The sequence below is a fragment of the Mesorhizobium sp. WSM4884 genome (genome assembly GCF_029625675.1).
Classification (GTDB): Bacteria; Pseudomonadota; Alphaproteobacteria; order Rhizobiales; family Rhizobiaceae; genus Mesorhizobium.
The window spans coordinates 35418-57651 of sequence record NZ_JARTVO010000003.1 but is presented as its reverse complement, the minus strand read 5'-3'; the positions used below and the strand labels follow the sequence as shown (position 1 = coordinate 57651).

The window sequence follows — 22234 nt, the reverse complement described above, 5'->3', positions numbered from 1 at the left end:
CCGCCGCTGCGATTGATTGGATAATCCGTCTCACTGAGCCATCCTCCTTCTCAAGCTCCACCGACCCTGGATGTCAGGGTCGCGACTTCCCCTTCGGCGTCCGGCCATGGCCGAACGCCGCATCTGCCGGAGTCTCCGGCACTGCTGCAGTTCATTGCTCAACCTGCGCGCCAGGGCGGCTGGAGACATGGCTCCAGCGTTGCCGCCATGCGTCATGGCGGCCCGTCGGCGCAAAAGGTTCGGGGCATTCCTCCCAGGCTCACTTCAACCATCGATCCGAACGGCTGTCAATAATTATTCAGAGTGATGGATTATCTTTGCGGGTTGCGCTACCTTTCCGCCAAATGGCAGGGTCGCTGAATGACGGACGACGGACCCTCGTCCGATTAACCTCTGCAAATCAGAACCTTGGCAGCATCGGAGGAGGAGCATGCGATCGGTCTTGTGCTACGGCGACTCCAACACGCATGGGCAGGTACCCGGCGGCACGCCGCTGGACCGTTATGGTCTTTCGGAACGTTGGCCCGGCGTCATGGCAAAGGAATTGGGCGCCGGCTGGCATGTCATCGAGGAAGGCCTGAGCGGCCGCACGACCGTGCGCGATGATCCGATCGAGGGTGCCCACAAGAACGGGCGCACCTACCTCAAACCCTGCCTGCAGAGCCACGCCGTTCTCGATCTGGTTATCATCATGCTGGGCACCAACGACCTCAAGGCGCGCTTCAACCAGCCGGCCTCGGAAGTCGCGATGGCCATGGGCTGCCTTGTCTACGACATCAAGGAGCTGAAGCCCGGCCCGGGCGGCAGCGTGCCAGAGATCATGATCGTCTCTCCGCCGCCGATGCTGGACGACATCAAGGAATGGCGGTCGATCTTTGCCGGCGCGCCGGAGAAGTCGCGGCAGCTGGCGCTCGAGTTCGAGATCATCGCTGATTCGCTCGAAGTGCATTTCTTCGACGCGGGTTCGGTCGTCACCTGCGACCCGCTCGACGGGTTCCACATCAACAGGCAGGCGCATGCGTTGCTGGGCAGCGCGCTGGCCCGCGAGGTCGAGGCAATCGGGTGGCCGGATGAGAAGTGACCGCGGCATAGGGGTGTCCCCCACGACCGATTGCGAGAGGACGCACAATGCCTGATATGCGCTTTGCGCCGCCCAACCCGCTTCGCATCGCGGACCGCGCCAGTGGCCTCAATGCCGTCAGCGTGCGCGGCTACAACGAGCGTCTCGTGCTGTCGCTGCTGCTCCAGAGCAAAGGCATCACCCGGCTCGAAATCGGCGAGCGGACCGGCCTGTCGGCGCAGACGGTGTCCGTCATTGTCCGATCGCTCGAGCAGGAAGGGCTGATCGCCAAGGGCGAGGCCCAGCGTGGTCGGGTCGGGCCGCCGACGGTGCCGATCTCCCTCAACCCGGAAGGCGCCTACTCCGTCGGCATCAGCGTCGGCCATCGGCAGGTGGAGGTCGTACTCGTCGACTTCGTCGGCTCGGTCCGCTCGCGCACGGTGCTGCCGTTCTCGGCGGCCGCGCAGGACACCAACCATCCGCAATTCATGAGCGCCATCGCCACGGCCATCGCCAATCTGCCGCAGCACCTTCACCCGCGCATCGCCGGCATCGGCCTTGCCTTGCCCGGCGATCAGGCCGAGCTCGAGCTGACGCCGAAGGCGGCCCGCGAGCGGTTCGACGCCCTGCAGGAGGAGGTCGAAAGGGAAATCGGCTACCCTGTCTATGTCCAGAACGACATCACCGCGGCGGCCGGCGGCGAAAGCATGTTCGGCGTCGCGAAACACCTTTCGGACTACCTTTTCTTCTATCTCGGCGCACGCCTGCACAGCCGCCTGATCCTCAATCATCAGATCTACAACGCCGCCGCCGCGGTGAGCTTCGACGTCGGCATCCTGCGTCTGGAGGAGGAGATCCGGAAGACAGGCGGCTCGCCCTCCGAGCTCTGGGAACGAGGCGCCGACTGGCCGTCGTTTGGCGATGCCGAGACCGCATGGCAACGCGACCTGGTGGAGCAGATGAAGTTGTCGATAGCGGCGCTGAAGCAGTTCGTTCCCGTAACCTCGGTCGTCCTGTCCTCCTACGCGCCGCAGGCGGTCTGCAAGGCGATCTGCCGCGAGCTGGAGCAGGCCATGCCCGGCATAACCGCCATCGCCGGCAACATCGAGCGTTCGCCCAAGGCGGTAGGAGCGGCGAGCCTTCCCTTCAGCTCACGGTTCATGGTCGAATAGACGTCTACAGTGGTCGAAGGCTGCCGACCGGGCGACGCGTCCCTGTCAGGCCGCCGACGCGCACCACCGTCACCTTTCGCTCGGCGGCGTATAGCGAAGATAGCGCGTCCTGCGACACGCCCTCGTCGGTGATCACCTCGTCGATCTCGGAAATGTCCGAAAGCGTGCAGAAACCGGCGTTTTGAAGCCGGTCGCGGCTAGAGCAATTCCAGGAAAAGTGTGTAGCGGTTTTCCGTCCGGAATTGCGTGAATGCTCCACCGCCTACAAGGCGGTGGCTTCAGGTTACGGCTTAAAGCCGGATCAGTCCGCCCGCCGGCGGACTGGCGCCAACTCATGTCACGTTGAAGTTGTCGTCAGGCTCAGGTGGTGTCTGGTTCTTGATGTACTCAACCCACATCTCGTCGGTAACGTTCCCGCTCGTCGCCGCCCAATAGCCCCTCGCCCACAGATGCTGGCCCCAGTAGCGCTTGCGCAATATCCCGAACTCGCTCAGCAGCTTATGCGAACTGCGCCCCTTCAGATATTGCACGGCACGCGATACCGACAGGCCGGGCGGGATCGATACAAGCATGTGCACGTGGTCTCGGTTGATCGACCCGGCGTGCACCACCATCTCGTGCGCTTGCGCCGTCTCGCGCAACAGTTCCCGGCATCGATTTCCAACGTCGCCGCCAAGCACCGCGTAGCGGTACTTCGTCACCCACACCAGGTGATACTTGCAGTCCCAAACCGTATGGCTGCCGCGCTTGTACGCTTCCATCCAGCCAATCTACACTGCAAACGTCGCAATCCCAGCCGCCTAAAGGCGTGGGGTTTCCTGATCCCCTATCGGGGACTCTAAAAACAAATAGTTGGAGCGGTTCAGCGTTTCCGTGAAACGATGAAATGCTCTAACGAGCCGGCCGGGTCAGCCTGAGATAATCTCGTAGTGAAGTATCTGGGCGTCGCCGAGAGACGATCTGCGTCCAGGCGAGATCACGCCGGAGCCGAAGAGGAGAATATCTTCGCGGCGCACGAATACTTCATGGCCGGGTCCCATCGACACAAATGTGCCCGACGAGCTTCGCTCGATAAGCCGGGCCTTGCCATTCGAAATGGTGAAGGTCGCGTGGTGCCTTGAGACCCATGGCCGCTGGACGACGATATCGCATTCCGGAGATCGGCCGATCGTCACGAATTCGTTGTTTCGGCAGGATCCCAACTGATCTCCATAGCGGATGACCAGATTGATCTGCCGCGGCGGCGCGGAGCGCCTTTCGATAATGGTGCCCCGGCTGGCGATGTGCGTGCTGAGGGCCCCATCGTCGCTCCCCAGGGTATAGACATCGAAGAGTTCCTGCTTCCCCTTGAAGGCCATTTTGTCGAGGAGCCGCAAGGCACCGCGGCTGCCCGCGGAAAGCGCTTCGAAGAAGCTCTGGCTGATCAGCACCTCCCCGGGGTTGGCCGTGGTGGACAGCCTTGCGGTGACATTGACAACGTCGCCGAACACCGCGCCCCGCGCGCGGATGACCGCCCCGAAATGCAATCCGATCCGGGCGTTCAACGGCGCTCTCGTCATTTGGCTGTTGATTTGGCAGACGGCCCTCAGCGCCGCCTCCGGACTCTCGAACAGGCTGAGCACGTCATCGCCTTTCGAGTAAATGAAGTCACCGCCGTGCTGGGCGACGATCTCGCGTATCGCGTCGAGGCAATCCGAGACCTGCCGTAGAGCGGCATCGTCGCCGATGCGCTCATAGAGCGGCGTGCTGCCCACGACATCAGCCAAGAGGACTGCGGCTAGAAGTCTTTCCTGATCCATCGCCTCGTATCCGCCCCGAGAACGCAGCGTGTATAACATACCAAAGTCGACCTCGACTTATCTACTTGCGCACCAGGGGGCCGGCGCAACGGGGCAAGTGCTTTGGCGCGATTGTCTCGGACGGACAGGCATCTGCCTTCCCGCCAAACGGTTATGGGCCTCGAAATAGGAGGCGATAAAGAAGTTCCCCTAACCCGGGCTGCCCGCCGCCGGATTGGCGATGATCGCCGCCCGGAAGCGGGCGACGAAGTCGTCGAGCGCCGGGCGTTCGGCATCCGAGATCGCCCAGTAGGAGAAGGCATCGTCGGTCCAGTGGACCAAGAGGAAGCCGCCGGCCGAGAGGTTGTCCGCCACCGGCACGGATTTGGCTTCGTTCTGCCGCGGCGCCGCCACCAGGGTGATCAGGTGCTCGTGATGGCGGTAGACCAGAGCCGGCATCGGTCTGTCGCCAATGACCTCGACCCGTCCGCCGAGCAGCGCATAGCCGTCCTTGGCCATGTCGGGCGCCGGCGGCGATACGCCGATGCGGCCGTCGAGCCACGGCTTCACCGTATGCCGGTCGGATGAGACGATATCGACAGGCGTCGCTGCAAGCAGGCTGCGGCGATGGCCGTTGGCGACGTCGACCGCAAAACTGTCGGTCGCATTCTCCACCATCAGCCATTGCGTCGCGCCGCTGGCGAGAAACGCCGTCAGCACGATCGAGGCCGCCATCTGGCGCCAGTCGAAGGAGTTGAACCAGCGTGACGCGCGCGGCCGCATCTCTACGACATTGCCTTGCTGCTGTTGCCGCGCGGACGGCTGCACTTGCTTCGTCGCTGATTGAGCCTGCGCCGCCTCCGCGACCTCGGGATCCTTCACCTCGGCGATGGCCGCGATGCGCGCCAGGAAGTCGTTGCTGACCGCCGGACGCGGCATGCTGGCGACAGCGTTGCGCAGCGCCACAAGACGCGCATGTTCGGCGGCAAGCTCGGGATCGGCGGCGATACGCCGCTCGACTGCAAGGGCCGCCGCGGCGTCGAGCTCGCCATCGACAAGGGCGTGGATCATCAGCTTCATATCCTGCGGGTCTTCCGGCAATCCGTCCTCGCGCGGGCGATTTTCATGCGGGCTCATCGTGGCGCCCTCCAATATCCGTCATCAGCAGGCTGCGCGCCCGCGCCAGCCGCGACATCACCGTGCCTTGCGGCACGCCGAGCATGGCCGCGATCTCGCGGTAGCTGAGGCCGTTTATGTCGCGCAGCACGAGCGTTTCGCGAAACGCCTCCGGCAGCCTGGCAATCGCCGCCTCTATCGCGGCCGAGTTCGCCTTGGCAATCAGCGCCGCCTCCGGGCTGTCTGAGCTGTCCGGCGGCGACACGTCGTCGAGATCGGCGAGATCGCCGACGGCGACCACGGCGCGCGGGCGGTTGCGTGCCATCCACGTGTAGGAGGCATTGCGCACGATGGTGAGCAGCCAGGCGCGCGGATTGCCCCCGGCGAAACCGGCAATACCGGCATGCGCCTTGAGGCAAGCCTCCTGCACCACGTCCTCGGCGTCGGCGGCATTGCCGGTCAGCCAGCGGGCGAGCGACAGCGCATCGCTAAGATGCGGCAGCACCACCTCGGCAAAACGCGCGGCCAGCATTCTTTCGCTCAACACCGTCCCACCGTCAGGCGCTCCCGCCAGGGCTTTGCGACCACCCTCAACGGGAGGCGATGATCCGTCCCTGCTTGCGCGGGAGAAGATCGCGATCGCAGGCGAAGGCGCCTGCTTTGGTGGAGGTGAAGGCATTGGCGTCACCGGAGTCAAGCGTCTGACAACGGAACGGCGCATCGCCGCGTCAGGCCCGGAGGCATGACGGTGAGGCCAAAAGCATTTTGGTCCGGCTCAATCGCTCCAGGGGCCGGCGGCGGCTTATGCCCTTTCCCTGCCTTCCGGCATTCGCATCGTCACGATAGGTCATCTCGGTCTCCTGCAACGCCGTGAGCGGCATCTGCCCGGAAGACCGGTGGAACCGTCGGTTTATTCCCGAACGATCGCCAGTTTCGATCACGCTAACGTGATCGATGTCGCCTGGCCTTGCCAAGTGGACAATCCGGGACGGCCAAGCGCCGCCCGTCCAGCTTAGAGCGATTCCAGGAAAAGGCTGTAACGGTTTTCCGTCCGGAATTGCGTAAAAACAAATACTTAGAGCGGTTCGGCGATTCCGTGAAACGCTGAACGCTCTGGTCTGCGAGACCGGCCGCGATCACATGCGTTGGCCGGTCTTGGCGTCGAACAGGTGCGCCGAGGCGCGGTCGATTTCGATCCGCACGGCCTCGCCCTGCTTCAATGCAAGCCGCTCGCGGAAAAGGCAGGAGATCATCTCCCCGCCGCAGTCGACGGCGGCGAATATCTCCGAGCCGGTCGCCTCCAGAAGCGTGACGGTGCCGGCAAGGCCTTGGCCGGTCGCGCGGATATGTTCGGGGCGAATGCCGTAGACCAGTTCCCTCCCCGCGGCCTCGGTCGGCTGGATGCCTTCCGGCAGCGGCAGCGTCAGCCCGCCGGCACTGCGAAAGATGCCCTCCTCGATGCGGCCGTGGATGAAGTTCATAGCGGGCGAGCCGATGAAGCCGGCGACGAACAGATTGGCCGGGCGGTCGTAAAGATCGAGCGGCGCGCCGATCTGCTCGACAAGGCCGTCATGCAGCACGACGATCTTGTCGGCCATGGTCATGGCCTCGATCTGGTCATGCGTGACATAGATGGTTGTGGTGCCGAGCCGCTGATGCAGTGCCTTGATCTCGCCGCGCATCTGGACGCGCAATTTCGCGTCGAGATTGGAGAGCGGCTCGTCGAACAGGAACACCTGCGGATCGCGCACGATGGCGCGGCCCATGGCGACGCGCTGGCGCTGGCCGCCCGAAAGCTGGCGCGGATAACGGTCGAGCAGCTTCTCGAGGCCGAGAATGCTTGCTGCCCGTTTGATCCGGCTCGCGGTGTCGGCCGGGTCGGCTTTCTTGATCCTGAGCGCGAAGCCCATATTGTCGGCCACCGTCATATGCGGGTAGAGCGCGTAGTTCTGGAACACCATCGCGATGTTGCGGTCTCGCGCCCTCAGATTGTTGACGACGCGCTCGCCGATCGCGATCTTGCCGGCCGAGATCGTTTCGAGCCCTGCGATCATGCGCAGCAGCGTCGACTTCCCGCAGCCCGACGGTCCGACCAGGATGACGAACTCGCCATCGGCGATGTCGACGCTGACATCGTGAATGATCAGGGTCGCTCCGAAGGCCTTCTGCACATTGTCGATGGTTACCGATGCCATTGCGTCTCTCCAAAGGAATGAGGGCGGATGGGGCGCTCAGCCGCCCTTGACTGCGCCGGCGGTCAGCCCGGCGACGATCTGCCGTTGCGCGAACATGGTCAGGACCAGCACCGGCAGCGTCACCACGAGTGCCGCGGCGGCGAGCGGTCCCCAGCTCACCTGCTCGTAGGACAGCATGTTGTAGACGGCGACCGGCAAGGTGCGCGTCTCGCGGCTGGCGAGCACCACGCCGAAGACGAAGTTGTTCCATGAGAAGATGACCGACAGGATGAAGGCGACGACGATGCCCGGTTTGGCGATCGGCAGCGCCACCAGCCGGAACACCTGCCAGGAGGTGGCGCCGTCGATGTTGGCGGCCTCCTCCAGCTCCATCGGCGTCGTCTCGAAATAGCCGATCATGACCCAGACCACGATCGGCACCGTCACCACCAGATGGATGATGATCTGCGGCCAGAGCGTGCCGAGGATGCCCAGCCACTGGAACAGGAGGAAGAGCGGGATGAGATAGGAGAGCCCCGGCGTCATGCGGGCGATCATGATGACGACCGCCGAGCGCTCCGCCTTGAGCCTGGCGATGCCGTAGCCGGCCGGCACGCCGATCAGCAGCGCCAGCAGCGTCGCCGTGCCGGTCACCAGCACCGAGTTCCAGAGATAGAGCAGGAAATTGTTCTCCTCGAACACTTTCGCGTAGTTCGACCAGGCGAAGCGCTCGGGGATCAGGATCGGCGGGTAGGCGCCGTTGTCGATCTCGAATTTGAGCGACAGCGAGATCATCCAGAGGAAGAACAGGATCGCCGGCGAGACGAGCACCAGTGCCGCGAAGAACAGGCCCAGCTTGTTGAGCAGCCGCGAGCTCATCTATTTGCCCCCCGCGTCGATCCATTGCGAGCGCTGGCGCAGCATCAAGAGGATGAAGGACAGCGCCACGATGACGATGAAGAAGACCACGGCCATGGCCGAGCCATAGCCCATGTCGTAATAGGAGAAGGCGGTGTTGTAGAGATAGATGTTGATCGTTTCCGACGCCGTGCCGGGCCCGCCCTGGGTCATCGCGTAGATGATGTCGAAGCTCTTCAGCGCATCGATCGTGCGGATGATGACCGCGATCATCAGGAACGGCGCGATCATCGGCAAGGTGAGGTAGCGGAACTGCTGCCAGGCGTTGGCGCCGTCGATCTCGGCGCTCTCGAACGGCTCGCGCGGCACGGATGCCAGGCCGCCCAGCACAATCAGCATCACCAGCGGCGTCCACTGCCAGGTCTCGACCGCGACCAGCGAAGGAATGACCGTGTTGGCGTTGAATATCCACTCCTGCGCCGGAATGCCGACCAGCGACAAGAGATAGTTGAGCACGCCGAGCTGCGGATGGAACATCATGGTCCAGACCAATGCCACGGCAACGGGCGTGGCCATCATCGGCATCACGAAGATGCCGCGCAGCAGGCCGCGCAAGACAAACCTGGCGTCGAAGATCAGGGCAGCGACGGTGCCGAGGAACATCGGCGCGACCACCGACAGGAAGGTGTAGGTCAAGGTATGCCAGAGCGATTCCCAGAAGCGCGGATCGCTCGCCAGGCGCAGATAGTTTTCCATCCCGGCGAAGCTTCGCGACTGGCCGAGCGTCCAGCTGTTGACGCTCATCCACAGCGTGAAGGCCCACGGAAAGACGATCACCGCGCCGACGACGACGAGCGCAGGGACGACAAAAGGCCAGTAGTTGGGAGCCAGCCGGACCGGCTGGCTCTCCTCGATGGCTTGCGTCGTCACCCCCGCGCGTTCTGGGGCGATGGCGGACATCAGCCCTGCTCGCTCCTGTCGAGAACCGGCTGGAACTGCTCGGTGGCCTTCTTCAGCTCCGCGGCGGGATCGGCGCCGGCAATCATGTTGGTCAGCGCCACGCCATAGATATCGCGGAACTCGGTGACGGGGATGATGACCGGCAGCGCCAGCCGGCTGATGTTGCCGGAGCCGATCACGGCGTCCAGCCAGCTCGACGGCATCGTGACGCCCTCACGCACCTTGCGGTCTTCGAGCACGGATTTGCGGAACGGCACGCCGGCGCCGGCCTGCAGCAGGCGCGCGCCCATGGCCGGCGATACCGCCCACTGGCAGAACAGATAAGCCGCTTCTTTCTTCGAGCTGGCGGACGTCACGCCGATGCCGTCGCCGAACGTACCCGAGGCATGCGCCTTCGGCCCCTTTGGCATGACGCCGTAGCCGACCTTGCCGACCACCCGCGATTTTTCCGGATTTTCCATGGGCGGCGCGAAGCCGACGCCGTCGAACCACATACCGATCTTGCCCTGCAGGAAGGCGGATTGCGCCTCGGCCCAGTTGAAGCCGGTGACGCCGGGAGGCGCGGCCTTGGTCATCAGCCGCTGGTAGAGGCTGGCGGCTTCGACCGCTTCCGGCGATGTCGTGCGCAGCTTGCCGTCGCTGCCGAGCGGCGTCATGTCATAGCCGAGCATCAGCGACGTCCAGACCGGCGTGTTGGCGTTTTTGAGACCGCGGGCGACGAAGCCGAACGTGTTGCTCGACGGGTCCGTCAGCGCTTCGGCGGCGGCCACCAGCTGCTCGAAGCTCTCGGGATATTTCAGCCCCTTGGCGTCGAACAGCTCCTTGTTCCAGTAAAGGATCCAGTAGTCGACGGAGAACGGCAGCGAGCGCAGCACGCCCTGGCTGTCCTTGGCGAATTGCATGCCGGCCTCGGCGAAGTCGCTTGCGACCAGCCCCGGATCGGTGAGGCCCGGATCGGCAAGATAGCCGGAAATGTCGGCCAGCCAGCCGCCCTTCTCGAACTGCCGCTTCTGCACATGATAGCTCAGATGCACGACATCGAAGCTGGGCTTGCCGGAGCTGAGCTCGATCACGGTCTTCTGGCGCTGCTGCTGTTCGGGCGTGGCCTCGGCATTGACCTTGATGCCGGTCAGATCCTCGAACTCGGCGAGATTCTTCAGGATGGTGTCGCTGCGCGGGCTCTTGACCAGATTGACGTCGAGCGTCGTGCCGGCAAAGCGCTTCCAGTCGACGCCCGCGGCGAGGCCCGGACGAAGACCTGCAAGGCCGGCCGCGGCCAGTGCGGCTGTTCCTTGGAGCAGCTGCCTCCTCGTTGGGCTGAATGGATTGGACGACATTTCTTCCTCCCGGTTGTCGTTGTCGATAGCGCCGCGACGATTGCGGCGCGGGTCTTCCTCAAATCTGGAGCGCCAGCCGGCGCGCATTGTCGATGTGCTGGCTGATAGCCTCGACCGCCTTCTGCGGATCGCGTTTCTCCAGCGCGTCGATCACCGCCAGATGCTCGCGCATGACAGGCACGACGCGACCGTCGATGCGAAACCGCTCCTGGTGGATCAGCCTGATCTTCACCGAATTGACCAGATAGGCCTTGGCGATGATCTCGTTGCCCAGCGCGCTGATGAATGTGTCATGCATGGCCCAGTCGATGCTCTGCGCCTTGGCTTCCATTTCCGGCGTCGGGACCTGCGCCAGCGCCTGCGCGAGCATGTCCTCGTGTTCGCGCCGCAGCCGGGCAATCTCGGCGTCGGAAGCGTTGACGGCAAACAGCGCGACCGCCTCGCGCTCCATGAACAGGCGGAACTGGAAGGCCTCACGGATCAGGCTGATGTCGATATGCGCGATCTGCATGCCGCGCTGCGGAATCGTGGTCAGCAGCCCTTCCGCCTCGAGCCGCGGCACGATCTCGCGGATGGCTCCGAGCGGCAGGCCGGTGAAGGCGACCAGTTCGCGCTGCGACACGAATTGACCCGGCCTGAGATCGCGGGCCAGCAGATGCCGTGTGAAACTGGCATAGGCCTTTTCCCTCAGGGTTGCCGGCTCGCTCGTGTCGTCCATGCCGATCAGCGCCCTCCGCCGCTCATGCCGCTTGCGTCGAGAACAGCCGGTCGTAAGCGGCGCCAAGCTGCTGCCGCTCCGGTGGGGCGACCGGCTCGAGCGGCGGCCGGACCGTCAGCCAGCGTTCGTCGCCGGTCTGGCGCGCCACCATCGCCTTCACCGCCGGGATGACCGGATGCGTGAGCAATTCGAGGACGAAGCCCTCCACGCGGGAATCGTCGCGACCGCTGTCGATCATTGCGCGAAGCTCGCCGGCGGCGAAATTGGCCATGCCGGAAATCGCGCCCTGGCCGCCGATCCGCACCGCCGGCGCCAGATGCCGTTCGTCGCCGATCAGGATTATCAGGTCGCCATGCGCCTTGAGCAGCGCTTCGCTGTACGTCCAGTCTCCGCCGGAATCCTTGACCCCGGCGACCACGTCCGGATACGCCTTGCGCAGCCGACCGATCAGGTCGAGCGACAACTGCACCGTCGTGACCGGGGGGATGTTGTAGAGCAGCATGCCGCGGGCGAGCGGACCGAGCGCGGCGAACACGGCCCCGAACCAGCCGAACAGCCCATCGTCGCCGACATTCTTGAAGTAGCTCGGCGGCGCGAGCAGGATGTTGCGGGCGCCACGCTGCAAGGCCTGTCGGCACTGCTCCGCGGCATCCTCCGCCGCATCGACCAGCACGCCGGCGACAAGCTGGTCGGCCGCAATACCCGCCGCAAGCATGGCATCGATGACCGCCTGCCGTTCCGCCGTGCCGATGGAAGCGCCTTCGCCGGTGGTGCCGAACAGCGTCACGCTGCTGCAGCCGGCATCGAGACAAGCCCGAGCATGCGCGGTCATCAGCGGGACGGCGATCCGACCGAATGCATCAAAGGGCGTTGTGAGCGCAACCGACAGACCAAAGCGCGAAGCCACCTGCAAAGTCTCCAATTCATCAATCTGCAGGCAGCAGTATCATGCTAACATGTTAGTTGTAAACAGAGTCCCTCGATCACGCTTGGCTGCGGCCTGAAACAGTTCACAGTGCTTGCAAGGCCAGTCCCGCCAGCGCCGATGCCGCGAGCGTCGGCAGCATGCCGACTTTCAGCTTCAGCATGGCGACCATCGCCGCCGCCGACAGCAGCGCCGCGCGCCAGTCGAGCGAGGGGACGACCGGGACCTCCACGCCCCAGCCGATACTCGCGACCTTGCCGAACACGACATGCAGCGCGAACCACAGCGCAAGGTTCATCACCACGCCGACGACCGCCGCCGTGATCGCGCCGAGCGCCGCCGACAGCGCCTTGTTCTGCCGCAACTGCTCGATGTAAGGCGCGCCGAGGAATATCCAGAAGAAGCAGGGCGCGAAGGTGGCCCAGAGCGTCAGCGCCGCCCCCAGCGATCCCGCAAGCAACGGGCTGAGCGTGCCGGCATGGCGATAGGCGGCGGCGAAACCGACGAATTGCAGCACCAGGATCAGCGGGCCGGGCGTCGTCTCGGCAAGCCCGAGCCCGTCGACCATTTCGCCGGGCGCCAGCCAGCCGAACGAGGTCACCGCCGCTTGCGCGACATAGGCCAGAACCGCATAGGCGCCGCCGAAGGTGACGACGGCCATCAGACTGAAGAAGCCCCCCATCTGCGCCCACACGCTTCCCGGTCCCGCCAGCGCGGCGATCAGTGCCACCGGTCCGAGCCAGAGCGGCAGCCAGATCGCGATCGTGCGAGCCGCATGCCACCTGGTCGGCACGGTGTGGCCGAGCTCGCCGCGTTCGAACATCAGGTCGACCACGCCCCGGCTGTCGGCGGTGGTTTTGCCCTTGCCGTGCGCCGAGCCGGAAAACAGCCCTGGTGCAAAACGATTGCCGATCCAGCCGACCAGGCCTGCCGCAAGCACGATCAGCGGAAACGGTAACCTCGCAACATAGATGGCGAGGAAGGCCGCCACCGCTATCGCCACCATGACCCGGTTCTTCAGCGCCCGCTTGCCGATGCGGATGACAGCCTCGACGACGACGGCCAGCACCGCCGCCTTGACGCCGAAGAACAACGCCTCGATGACCGGCGCGTCGTTGTAGAGCATGTAGAAGCTGCTCAGGCCGAGCATGACCAGCGCGCCCGGCAGCACGAACAATGTTCCGGCGACGAGGCCACCTGCAGTCCGGTGCAGCAGCCAGCCGACATAGATCGCAAGCTGCTGCGCTTCCGGGCCTGGCAGGAGCATGCAGTAGTTGAGCGCGTGAAGGAAGCGCTCCTCGCCGATCCAGCGTCGCTCCTCCACCAGTTCCTTATGCATCAGCGCGATCTGTCCGGCCGGCCCGCCGAAGGAGAGCAGGCCGATCTTTGCCCAGAGCCGTGTTGCCTCGCCGAAGCTCGGCACGGCGGGAACCTCGGCCGGCCGGCCGGCGCCGTCCTTGGCAAGCACGGTCATTGTGCCTTGCCTCCGACCGGCCAGTTATGCGTCTCGTCCGTGGCGTCGCGGCACCAGCGGAAAAAGGCGTCATAGAGGAGCATGCCGGCTTCGAGCTGCTCGAGATCGTCGCGGAACATGCGCGACAGGCCGAGCGAGGCGGCGAGGAACCCGGCCGCCTGCGGAACGAGGTCGAGCCGCGCCGTATCGGCTCCGCGCACGATCAGCGCCAGGCGGTCGAGCGCATCGACGCGCAGGCCGAACTCCTCGATCATCGTGTCGAAAGTGCAGCGATCGCCGCGATGGCTCCAGAACACGCCCTCGACATCGAAGGGAATCGCCGCGAAGCGGTCCGCCACCAGCGGCACCTCGGCCGGGTCGACGAACAGGAACACCGCATCGGGATCGACGAAGCGGCGGATCAGCCAGGGGCAGGCGATGCGGTCGACCTTCGGCCGGGAACGGGTGACCCACATGGTGCGGCCCTTCTCGTCGCGGGGCGGGACCGCGCCGGCCGCGATCAACGGCGCCTTGGCGGCGGTCCAGGCCTCGAAGCCGCCTTCCAGCGACTCCGCCTGAATACCCTCATGGCGCAGCCACGCGGCGACGCCTTGCGAGAGCTTTTGTCCCTTCTGGCAGATGACGACGACCTTGTATCCGGAGAACTCGGCCGCCCAGGTCGAGACGGTTCTGAAATCGCGCCGGCGGGAAGCCGGCAGCAGCCGCGGATCGGCTTCGTAATCCTCATCGACGCGCACATCGATAAGAACCGGCGCATCCGGCAAGCCGACGAGACGGGAAAGTTGCGGAATGGTGATTGCGGTCGTTGATGGCATGGCGTCCACCTCCTGTACAAAGAGAGCCTGGACGCGATCGTTGGGCTGACGCCTCACGGGGTCGTCGCGGGGAACCCCTTGCAATAATGCTGGAATGATCCCCGCCGATTGTCAAGGAAGAGCTTCTACGTTCGTCCGGTCAGAGCGATGCCGTGATGCCGCCGTCGACATAGAGGACGTGGCCGTTGACAAAGCTTGATGCATCGGAAGCCAGGAAGACCGCCGCCCCGATCAGTTCCTCGACCTCTGCCCAGCGGCCGGCAGGCGTGCGTTTTTCCAGCCAGGCGGTGAAGTTGGCGTCGACGACCAAGGCGGCATTGAGTTCGGTGTTGAAATAGCCTGGACCGATCGCATTGACCTGCAGGCCATATCGCGCCCAGTCGGTCGCCATGCCCTTGGTCAGCATCTTCACGGCACCCTTGGTCGCCGTATAGGGCGCGATGCTCGTGCGTGCCAGCTCGCTCTGCACGGAGGCGATGTTGACGATTTTGCCGTGTCCGCGCGGGATCATGCGGCGTGCCACAGCCTGGCCGACATGGAACACGCTGTCGATATTGGTCGCCTTGAGCCTTTCCCAGGCATCCAGCGGAAATTCCTCGAGCGGCGCGCGAAACTGCGTGCCGGCATTGTTGAAGAGGATCTCGATCGGACCGATTTCGCTCTCGACGGCATCGACCGCTGCCGTCACGGCGGCCGCGTCGGTCACGTCGAAGGCGCGAGCGTGAACCTTATGGCCTTCGGCGGCGAGCCGTGCCCGCGCCTCCTCCAGCACGCTTTCGTTGCGCGCGTTGAGCACCAGCTCCGCGCCTGCTTCGGCCAAGCCGCGGGCGATCGCGAAGCCTATCCCCTTCGAGGATCCGGTAACCAGCGCGAGTCGGCCGGAAAGGTCGAAGCGCTTGATGGCAGTTTCACTCATCGTCACGTGCATCACCCCGGAAAGATCGTGAAGCCGCCGTCCACGCGGATCACCTGGCCGTTGATGAAGCGCGCGCGCGATCCAGCGAGAAAGGCGACAGCCTCGGCAATCTCTTCAGGCTCGGCATAGCGGTTCAGGGAACGCTTCGACGAATCCATCCTTGCCGGATCGACGACGCGTGTCGCCTGGAACCGGGCGGTTTTCGTCGCCCCGGGGCTGACTGCATTGACCCGCACGCCTTCGTCGATCAGTTCCTTGGCGAGGCAACGGGTGTAGTGGACGACAGCAGCCTTGAGCGTCGAATAGACGACCTCCGGCGAGCAGCCGAGGTGAGCGGCCGCCGAGGCGATGTTGATCACCGACCCTGATCCGCGCTTCACCATCGGCGGCACGAAGGCCTGGCAAACCAGCATGGTGCCGATCAGGTTGTTTTCGGTGAGCACCTTTATGTCCTCGTAATCGATGTCGAGGGCATTGTTGGGGTTGGGCTTGGTTCCCTTGGCGCCGATGTCGCCGCCCGCGCAGTTGACGAGCACATGCACATCGCCGAGTTCCGCCTCGATCTTGCGCTTCATCTCGGCAACGGCGGCACGGTCGCCGATATTGCCGGTGACCGCGGTCACCCGGGTGCCGTGTCGTCCCAGGTGCCTTGCCGATTCACCGAGGTCGGCGAACTCGCCGTACTTCGCCGGTTGGGTCCAGTCCAGGTCGTGGATTGCAACGTCCGCCCCGAGTTCCGCCAGCCGGTCCGCCATGACGTGGCCGAGGCCGCGTCCGGAACCGGTGACGAAGGCGGTGACGCCGCTGAGTTCGCGAGTTGTCATGAGGGGTTCTCCAGGGTCATGAGGCCGAGCTCCTTCATGTTGGCGGCGCTACGCCGGATCATGTCGAGCTCGTAGGAAACCAGGACGCCGTCGTCCCCGCGCTCCCAGGGAGTGCGGAAATCGGCATCGTCGGGCAGGCGATTCTTTTGCGCGGCGGCAAGGCAGGCGGCGAATTCTCGCGCGGTTTTCGGCGGATAGCCGTTCCACCAGTCGTCGAGAAGAAAGCGCACATGGCGCGCCTCGAGCGCACCCGGTTCGAGCACGGCGGTGAGTTCGTCGTGCATGTCGCCGAGCAGGGCCGCGAGGTCGCTGAAGGGCACGGCGCCGTCGCCGATGGCGCACCGCACGAGCCGATATCCTTCGCCCGTGAACTGAACGCGGTAGTCCTTCAGGTGGACATGTCGCACATAGGGCGCGATGCGGCGGGTGAAGTCGAGCGGCGCCTCGGCGACGGGAAACGTATTGCCGGTGTCGAACGTGATGCCGACCCCTCGCCCGCCCGTCTCGCAGAACGCCACCAGCTCGGTGCTGCCGAAATCCTGATGGTTCTCGATCGCGAGCACGCGGCCTTCGGCTTCGGCCCGCGGCCCCCATTGCTGAAGCGCCGACCTGATCGAGGCGTTCAGCTCGCCCCATTTGTCGCCCCAGGCATTGCGGTCACCGCACAGAACCGATGTCAGGCCGAGCCGGATGGTCTTCGCGCCGAGCGCGCGGGCGGAACGGAACGCGCTCTCCAGCGGCCCCATCATGTTGAGCCCGGCGCTGACGACGGGCGTCATCCCAAGCCCATCGAGCCGCTCCTTCAGGTCGGTCAGCCCGGAATCGGACATTTCCGCCAGCCATGGATCGTAGATCTCGAGCGTGCGTGCGCCGAGCTCCTCGGCCAGGGCGATGAAGCCTTCGAGCCCCGCGCCCTTGGGGTTGGCGCGCGGCGTACCGCGGCCCTGCAGCCCGAGATGATAGGTAAGTCCATAGGGGTTCAAACCAACGCGGAGCATCAGGCCAGCCGATCAAACGAGGGGAAATGGAGAACCTGCATCAGCGCAGGCCCGCATCGACGGTGATGGATTGCTTGGTGATCATGCGGCTGTCGTCGGCGGCGAGAAAAAGCGCCGTGCGGGCGATCTCGTCGGCCAGCAGAACCCGCCTGATCAACTGGCGCCCGACCATCTGATCGACGGACTCCGGCGTCGTGTACCAAAGACGGCGCTGCCGCTCGGTGATCACGGCGCCCGGCTCGATGGCGTTGACGCGGATATTGTCGGGACCGAAGGCGCGGGCCAGCGACCGCGTCATGCCGATGATCGCGGCCTTGGCCGTAGCATAGGCGGTCATCTGGTCGGCGCCGAAGCGCCAGGAGGTCGAGGAAAGGTTGATGATGGAGCCAAAGCCCAGCGACTTCATCTGCGGATGGACGGCCTGGGCGGCGAAGAACTGATGCTTTAGATTGACGTTTTGGGCATGATCCCAGTAGTCCGGCGTCACTTCAGCGACTGCGTGGCGGTCATCATTGGCGGCGTTGTTCACCAGGACAGCAACCGGCCCGGCCTTTTCCCGCACCTTCTCGATCGCTGCACGTAGGGCCGCGATGTCGGTCACATCGCATGGCAGGAACAGAGGCGCGTGGCGCGCGGCGTCTGCAAGCTCCGCCTTCAGTTCCAGGCCGGCCGCTTCCTGAATGTCGAGAAAGGCCACTCGCGCCGCGTTGGCCGCGAAGGCGCGAACCATTTCGGCGCCGATCCCAGAGGCTCCTCCGGTGATCAGCACGACACGGTCTGCGAGGCTTGGATAGGTGGCGAATGTCAAAGGCTGAGCTTTCAAAGAAGGGATTGGGTCGTCGGATCGAAGAGGCAAGCCCGCGCCATGTCGATGCCGAGCGTCATTGTCTCGCCCATCCGGGGGGCGCCGTCCGGGTCGAAACGGCCGGTGACTTCGAGATCGCCGAAGCGAAGCACCGCCAGGGTCTCGGCACCCGTGGGCTCGACCAGCTCGACCGGGGCCTTCACCGCCGCGATGGCGCGCTTGCGGTTCTTCAAGTCGTCCGAAAAGCGGTAAATATGTTCCGGCCGCACGCCAAGCACGACGTTCCTCGGCGCGCCGGCCGGCACCGGCTGGGCAAGTTCCAACGCTGCGGTGCCGCCATCCGCGGTCCGAACCGTGACGCAGGGCCGGCCCGCCCCGTCGCCGAGCTCGGCGGGAATGAAATTCATCGCCGGCGAGCCCATGAAGCCCGCGACGAACATGTTGGCGGGGCGGCTGTAGATCATCTGCGCAGCGTCGAACTGCTGCACCGACCCCTGATGCATGACGGCAATGCGCGAAGCGAGCGTCATCGCCTCCACCTGGTCGTGGGTGACATAGACCGTGGTCTTGCCGACACGGTTGTGCAGCTTCTTGATCTCGGTGCGCATGTCGACGCGCAGCTTGGCATCGAGGTTGGAAAGCGGCTCGTCGAACAGGAAAAGCTTCGGGTCCCGCACCAGCGCCCGGCCCATGGCGACCCGCTGGCGTTGACCGCCGGAGAGTTGCCCGGGCTTGCGGCCAAGCAGCGCCTCGATCTGCAGCAGCGCCGCGACGCGCTTGACGGCTTCGGCCTGATCGGCCTTCGGCACGCCGCGGCTCTCCATCCCGAAGGTGATGTTCTGGCGCACGGTCATGGTCGGGTAGAGCGCATAGGACTGGAACACCATGGCGATGTCGCGGTCCTTTGGCGGCACGGAATTGACGAGCCGGTTGCCGATCCGGATTTCACCCGACGTCACGCTTTCAAGTCCGGCTATCATGGCAAGCAGGGTGGACTTGCCGCAACCGGAAGGTCCGACGAGAGCGATGAACTCTCCCGGCTGCGCTTCGAGGTTGATGCCCTTCAAGACGTCCACGGCGCCGTAGCTCTTGTAGAGACTGCGAATGGTCAGGGCGGATAGGGATTGGCTCGTCATTTGATGGCGCCCTGTGTCAGACCGCGAACGAAGTATTTGCCGCCAAATAGATAGATCAGGAGCGGCGGCAGCGCGCCGATCAGCACGGCGGCGCTCATCACGTCGTAGCTGCGGGCGGTCGTGCCGCTCGCCGTCAGCGCGACGAGCGCGGCTGTGATCGGCTGCGCCTGGCCGGACGTGAAGACCACGCCGAACAGATACTCGTTCCAGATGCCGGTGAACTGCCAGATCACGGTCACGATCAGAATGGGCGGCGACAGCGGTATCATGATCTTCCAGAAAATCCGCCAGAAGCCGGCGCCGTCGATGCGAGCCGCTTTGATCAGGTCGTCGGGGATGCCGACATAGTAGTTGCGGCAGAACAAGGTGGTGAAGGAAATTCCCTGGACGACATGCACCAGGATCAGGCCGTAGGTCGAGTTGGTCAGACCGAGCTTTCCAAGAACGAATGCCCAGGGCATCAGCGCGATCTGCCCCGGCATGAAGACACCGAGCAGCATCAGGGTGAACAGGACCTCCGAGCCCTTGAAGCGCCATTTGGACAGCACGTAGCCGTTCACGGCGCCGAGCAGCGTGGAAATGATCGTCGCCGGAATGGTCATCCACAGCGAGTTCAGGAAATTCCGTTGCATCCCCTGGCAGGTGCCGGCGATGCAATAAGTGCTCCAGGCCTGCGCCCATGCCTCCAGCCGGAAGGTCTTTGGCAGCGAGATGAGCCCGTCGCGCGCGATCTCCGCCTGCTCGCGGAAGGAATTGAAGACGACCACGAGCAGCGGGATCAGATAGATTGCAGCGAAGACCGTGAGCAGGCCATAGATCGCGAACCGGCTCCAGAAGTGCCTGCGGCTCGCTGCAGCCGCTTCCAGGTCGATGGCGGCGGCAAGTTCAGCCATTTCCTGCCTCCGCCCGGCGGCGCCACACCACCCACAGCGAATAGGGCACCAGCACCACGGCAAGCGCCGCCAGCATCATGACCGCGGCCGCCGCGCCCTCGCCGATCTCGCCACGCTGGAACATCAGATCGTAGACGTAGATGGCGGGGAACGTGGTCGAGATGCCCGGCCCGCCGCGGGTCAGGGCGGCGACGAGATCGAACGTCTTGATGGCGAACTGGATCTGGATGACGGCGACCGCAAGGAAGATCGGCGCGATGGTTGGCAGAATGACCTTCCTGTAGGTGCGCACGACCGATGCGCCGTCGATCTGCGCCGCCTTTACCAGATCCGGATCGACCGAGCGTAGGCCGGCCAGAAAGAGCGCCATGGCGAAACCGGAAGACTGCCAGACGCCGGTGATGATCACCGCATAGATCGCGTGGTTGCGATCGCTGGTGAGCGCGAAGCTGAAGTCGCTCCAGCCCAGCCCGCGCACCAGCGCCTGGATGCCGTCGACCGGATTGTAGAGCCAGCTCCAGACGGTGCCGGTGACGATGAAGGAAACCGCCAGCGGGTAGAGGAAGATCGTCCGCCACACCGCCTCGCCGCGCACGCGCTGGTCGATCAGGATGGCCAGCAGCAGCCCGACTGCCATGGAGCCCACGATATAGAAGCCGCTGAAGAGGAAAAGGTTGGTGTAGGCGATGTTCCAGCGCCGGTTGGACCAGAGCGATACGTAGTTGTCGAGGCCCGTAAGGCCGTAGCTCGGCAAAAGTGTCGAGTCGGACAGCGACAGATAGAGCGTCCAGCCCGTGAACACGAAGACATAGACGAAACTCGCCGCGAGCGAAGGGGCGAGCACGAGGATCGGCACGATCGATCCCAGACGATCCCGCCACGAGCGGGCGGGCACGGCTATCGGAACGGAAAGGTCGTGGATGGACATTGGGCTTCCTGTCGGCCGGGCGCCGGCGCGATGTCGCGCCGGCGCTCTCCGCACGTCATTCCTGCGCTTCGGCGGCGTCGGCCATGGCGTTGGCCGCATCCTTGGCGGGCATGTCCGGCGTCGCGACGAATTCGGTGATCGTGTCCATGATGGCGCCGCGGACCTTTTGCGGGATGGTCATGTTGTGGGCCATCGAGCGGACCAGCGTGCCCGCCTCGATCGAGGCCTGCAGGTCCTTCTGGGACTTCTGCTGGCAGGGATTGAAGCCCTTCGACAGATCGACGTCGAGGCGCGCCGGGATCGAGCCCTTGGCCTGGTTGAAGACGGTCTGGAACTCCGGCGACAGGATGGTGCTGGCGAGCAGTTTCTGGCCCTCCACATAGTCGGGATCCTTCTGCTGGAAGAACACGACGGAATCGGAGTTCAGGATGAAGCCGGGCTTGCCCCAGTCGGTCGGCGCCTGGGCGCAGACATAATCCGTGCCCTCCTTGAAGCCGGCGGCGGTGAGCAAGCCGATCGTCCAGTCGCCCATGATGTGGAACGCCGCCTCGCCGCGCCCGACGAGAGCCGACATCGAATCCCAGTCGCGGCCGTTCATGCCGGGGTCCATGTACTTGGACGTCATGATGCGGAATTGCTCGAAGGCCTTGACCATGCCGTCGCTGCGCATGGCGTCGACGTTGCCTTCGACGAAGGCCTTGCGATAGAGGTCGAGGTCCTGGCCGTAGACGACGACTTCGAAGACGGTAGAATCGGTCCAGTCGGCGGTCGAGTGCGAGATGCAGATCTTGCCGGTAGCCACGATCTTGTCGCAGGCTGCGTTGAATTCCGCCCAGGTCTTCGGAACTTCCGTCACGCCGGCGGCCTGCATGACTTTTGGCGATGCCCATATCCAGTTGATGCGGTGGATGTTCATGGGTGCCGCCACCCACTTGCCGCTCGGCTTCATCACCGGCAGCAATTCCGGCGCCACCACCTTCTCCCAATTCTCCGCCTTCGCGAGATCATCCAGATCGGCGGTCATGCCGGTCTTGTTCCATTCAGCGATCTCGGGACCCTTGAGCTGAACCGCCGGCGGAGCATTGCCTGCGATCACGTCGGCGCGCAGCTTGGCAAGCGTGTTGGCAGTATGGCCGGCGATCGAGGTCTGCTGCCACTTTCCCCCCTTCGCCTCGAACATTTCGCCAAGCTTGGCGATGGCCTGCGCGTCCGATCCGGTCGCCCATTGGTGGAGCAGATTGGTCTTCGGCTCGGCGAGTGCTGTGTTTGCGAGAAAGGCAAATGCCGCCGTAGCGACAAGGGTCGCCCTCAGATATCTCATCGTCTCACTCCCATTTGATTTCAGCA

At 64.5% G+C, this 22234-nt stretch carries 22 protein-coding genes; 2 read left to right on the top strand and 20 right to left on the bottom strand.

The genetic code is table 11. From position 1 onward, the window contains the following. The first annotated feature begins 430 nt into the window (after window positions 1-430). Both P9236_RS05500 and P9236_RS05495 read left to right on the top strand, forming a co-directional pair. Window positions 431-1081, top strand: coding sequence for an SGNH/GDSL hydrolase family protein (locus P9236_RS05500; protein ID WP_278073601.1), 651 nt, complete (start codon window positions 431-433; stop codon window positions 1079-1081). 47 nt (window positions 1082-1128) lie between these two features. Continuing rightward, window positions 1129-2232 (top strand): ROK family transcriptional regulator, encoded by a 1104-nt coding sequence (locus P9236_RS05495; protein ID WP_278073600.1) that lies wholly within the window; start codon window positions 1129-1131, stop codon window positions 2230-2232. Between the two features lie 332 nt (window positions 2233-2564). Here P9236_RS05495 and tnpA read toward each other — a convergent pair whose 3' ends face one another. The 20 genes from tnpA to P9236_RS05395 all read right to left on the bottom strand — a co-directional run bounded on the left by tnpA (window position 2565) and on the right by P9236_RS05395 (window position 22208). Next, on the bottom strand, window positions 2565-2993 hold the full coding sequence (gene tnpA, locus P9236_RS05490) for an IS200/IS605 family transposase (protein ID WP_278073599.1): 429 nt from the start codon (window positions 2991-2993) through the stop codon (window positions 2565-2567). 147 nt (window positions 2994-3140) lie between these two features. Next, window positions 3141-4031, bottom strand: a complete 891-nt coding sequence (locus P9236_RS05485; RefSeq protein ID WP_278073598.1) for an adenylate/guanylate cyclase domain-containing protein — start codon at window positions 4029-4031, stop codon at window positions 3141-3143. 189 nt (window positions 4032-4220) lie between these two features. Next, window positions 4221-5147, bottom strand: a complete 927-nt coding sequence (locus P9236_RS05480) for an anti-sigma factor (protein ID WP_278073597.1) — start codon at window positions 5145-5147, stop codon at window positions 4221-4223. Further along, a complete protein-coding gene (locus P9236_RS05475; protein WP_278073596.1) occupies window positions 5134-5658 on the bottom strand; it encodes a sigma-70 family RNA polymerase sigma factor in 525 nt (174 codons plus the stop codon). Before P9236_RS05475 ends, P9236_RS05480 begins: the two co-directional genes overlap by 14 nt. A gap of 604 nt (window positions 5659-6262) precedes the next feature. Next, the gene (gene ugpC / locus P9236_RS05470; protein WP_278073595.1) at window positions 6263-7321 is read right to left on the bottom strand and encodes a sn-glycerol-3-phosphate ABC transporter ATP-binding protein UgpC; all 1059 of its coding nucleotides are present in this window, start codon (window positions 7319-7321) and stop codon (window positions 6263-6265) included. 36 nt (window positions 7322-7357) lie between these two features. After that, complete coding sequence (locus P9236_RS05465; RefSeq protein ID WP_278073594.1) at window positions 7358-8179, bottom strand: carbohydrate ABC transporter permease; 822 nt, start codon at window positions 8177-8179, stop codon at window positions 7358-7360. After that, window positions 8180-9118, bottom strand: coding sequence for a sugar ABC transporter permease (locus P9236_RS05460; RefSeq protein WP_278073593.1), 939 nt, complete (start codon window positions 9116-9118; stop codon window positions 8180-8182). Continuing rightward, on the bottom strand, window positions 9118-10455 hold the full coding sequence (locus P9236_RS05455) for a sugar ABC transporter substrate-binding protein (protein WP_278073592.1): 1338 nt from the start codon (window positions 10453-10455) through the stop codon (window positions 9118-9120). The genes P9236_RS05460 and P9236_RS05455 overlap by 1 nt, the downstream gene beginning before the upstream one ends. Window positions 10456-10513: 58 nt before the next feature. After that, window positions 10514-11173 (bottom strand): GntR family transcriptional regulator, encoded by a 660-nt coding sequence (locus P9236_RS05450; protein ID WP_278073591.1) that lies wholly within the window; start codon window positions 11171-11173, stop codon window positions 10514-10516. 22 nt (window positions 11174-11195) lie between these two features. Next, window positions 11196-12080 (bottom strand): dihydrodipicolinate synthase family protein, encoded by an 885-nt coding sequence (locus P9236_RS05445; protein ID WP_278073590.1) that lies wholly within the window; start codon window positions 12078-12080, stop codon window positions 11196-11198. 103 nt (window positions 12081-12183) lie between these two features. Then, window positions 12184-13572, bottom strand: coding sequence for a chromate efflux transporter (gene chrA, locus P9236_RS05440; RefSeq protein WP_278073589.1), 1389 nt, complete (start codon window positions 13570-13572; stop codon window positions 12184-12186). Further along, the gene (locus P9236_RS05435; protein WP_278073588.1) at window positions 13569-14387 is read right to left on the bottom strand and encodes a sulfurtransferase/chromate resistance protein; all 819 of its coding nucleotides are present in this window, start codon (window positions 14385-14387) and stop codon (window positions 13569-13571) included. Before P9236_RS05435 ends, chrA begins: the two co-directional genes overlap by 4 nt. Window positions 14388-14526: 139 nt before the next feature. After that, a complete protein-coding gene (locus P9236_RS05430; RefSeq protein WP_278073587.1) occupies window positions 14527-15303 on the bottom strand; it encodes an SDR family oxidoreductase in 777 nt (258 codons plus the stop codon). 11 nt (window positions 15304-15314) lie between these two features. Continuing rightward, window positions 15315-16127, bottom strand: a complete 813-nt coding sequence (locus P9236_RS05425) for an SDR family oxidoreductase (RefSeq protein WP_126091611.1) — start codon at window positions 16125-16127, stop codon at window positions 15315-15317. Next, window positions 16124-17125 (bottom strand): sugar phosphate isomerase/epimerase, encoded by a 1002-nt coding sequence (locus P9236_RS05420; protein WP_278073586.1) that lies wholly within the window; start codon window positions 17123-17125, stop codon window positions 16124-16126. The genes P9236_RS05425 and P9236_RS05420 overlap by 4 nt, the downstream gene beginning before the upstream one ends. Before the next feature lie 40 nt (window positions 17126-17165). After that, a complete protein-coding gene (locus tag P9236_RS05415; protein ID WP_278073585.1) occupies window positions 17166-17933 on the bottom strand; it encodes an SDR family NAD(P)-dependent oxidoreductase in 768 nt (255 codons plus the stop codon). Between the two features lie 11 nt (window positions 17934-17944). Then, window positions 17945-19066, bottom strand: coding sequence for an ABC transporter ATP-binding protein (locus tag P9236_RS05410; protein ID WP_278073584.1), 1122 nt, complete (start codon window positions 19064-19066; stop codon window positions 17945-17947). Beyond that, window positions 19063-19959 (bottom strand): carbohydrate ABC transporter permease, encoded by an 897-nt coding sequence (locus P9236_RS05405; protein WP_278073583.1) that lies wholly within the window; start codon window positions 19957-19959, stop codon window positions 19063-19065. Before P9236_RS05405 ends, P9236_RS05410 begins: the two co-directional genes overlap by 4 nt. After that, complete coding sequence (locus P9236_RS05400) at window positions 19952-20887, bottom strand: sugar ABC transporter permease (protein WP_278073582.1); 936 nt, start codon at window positions 20885-20887, stop codon at window positions 19952-19954. The genes P9236_RS05405 and P9236_RS05400 overlap by 8 nt, the downstream gene beginning before the upstream one ends. 55 nt (window positions 20888-20942) lie before the next feature. Continuing rightward, entirely contained in the window at window positions 20943-22208 is a 1266-nt protein-coding gene (locus tag P9236_RS05395) for an ABC transporter substrate-binding protein (protein WP_278073581.1), read from the bottom strand. Between the last annotated feature and the right edge of the window lie 26 nt (window positions 22209-22234).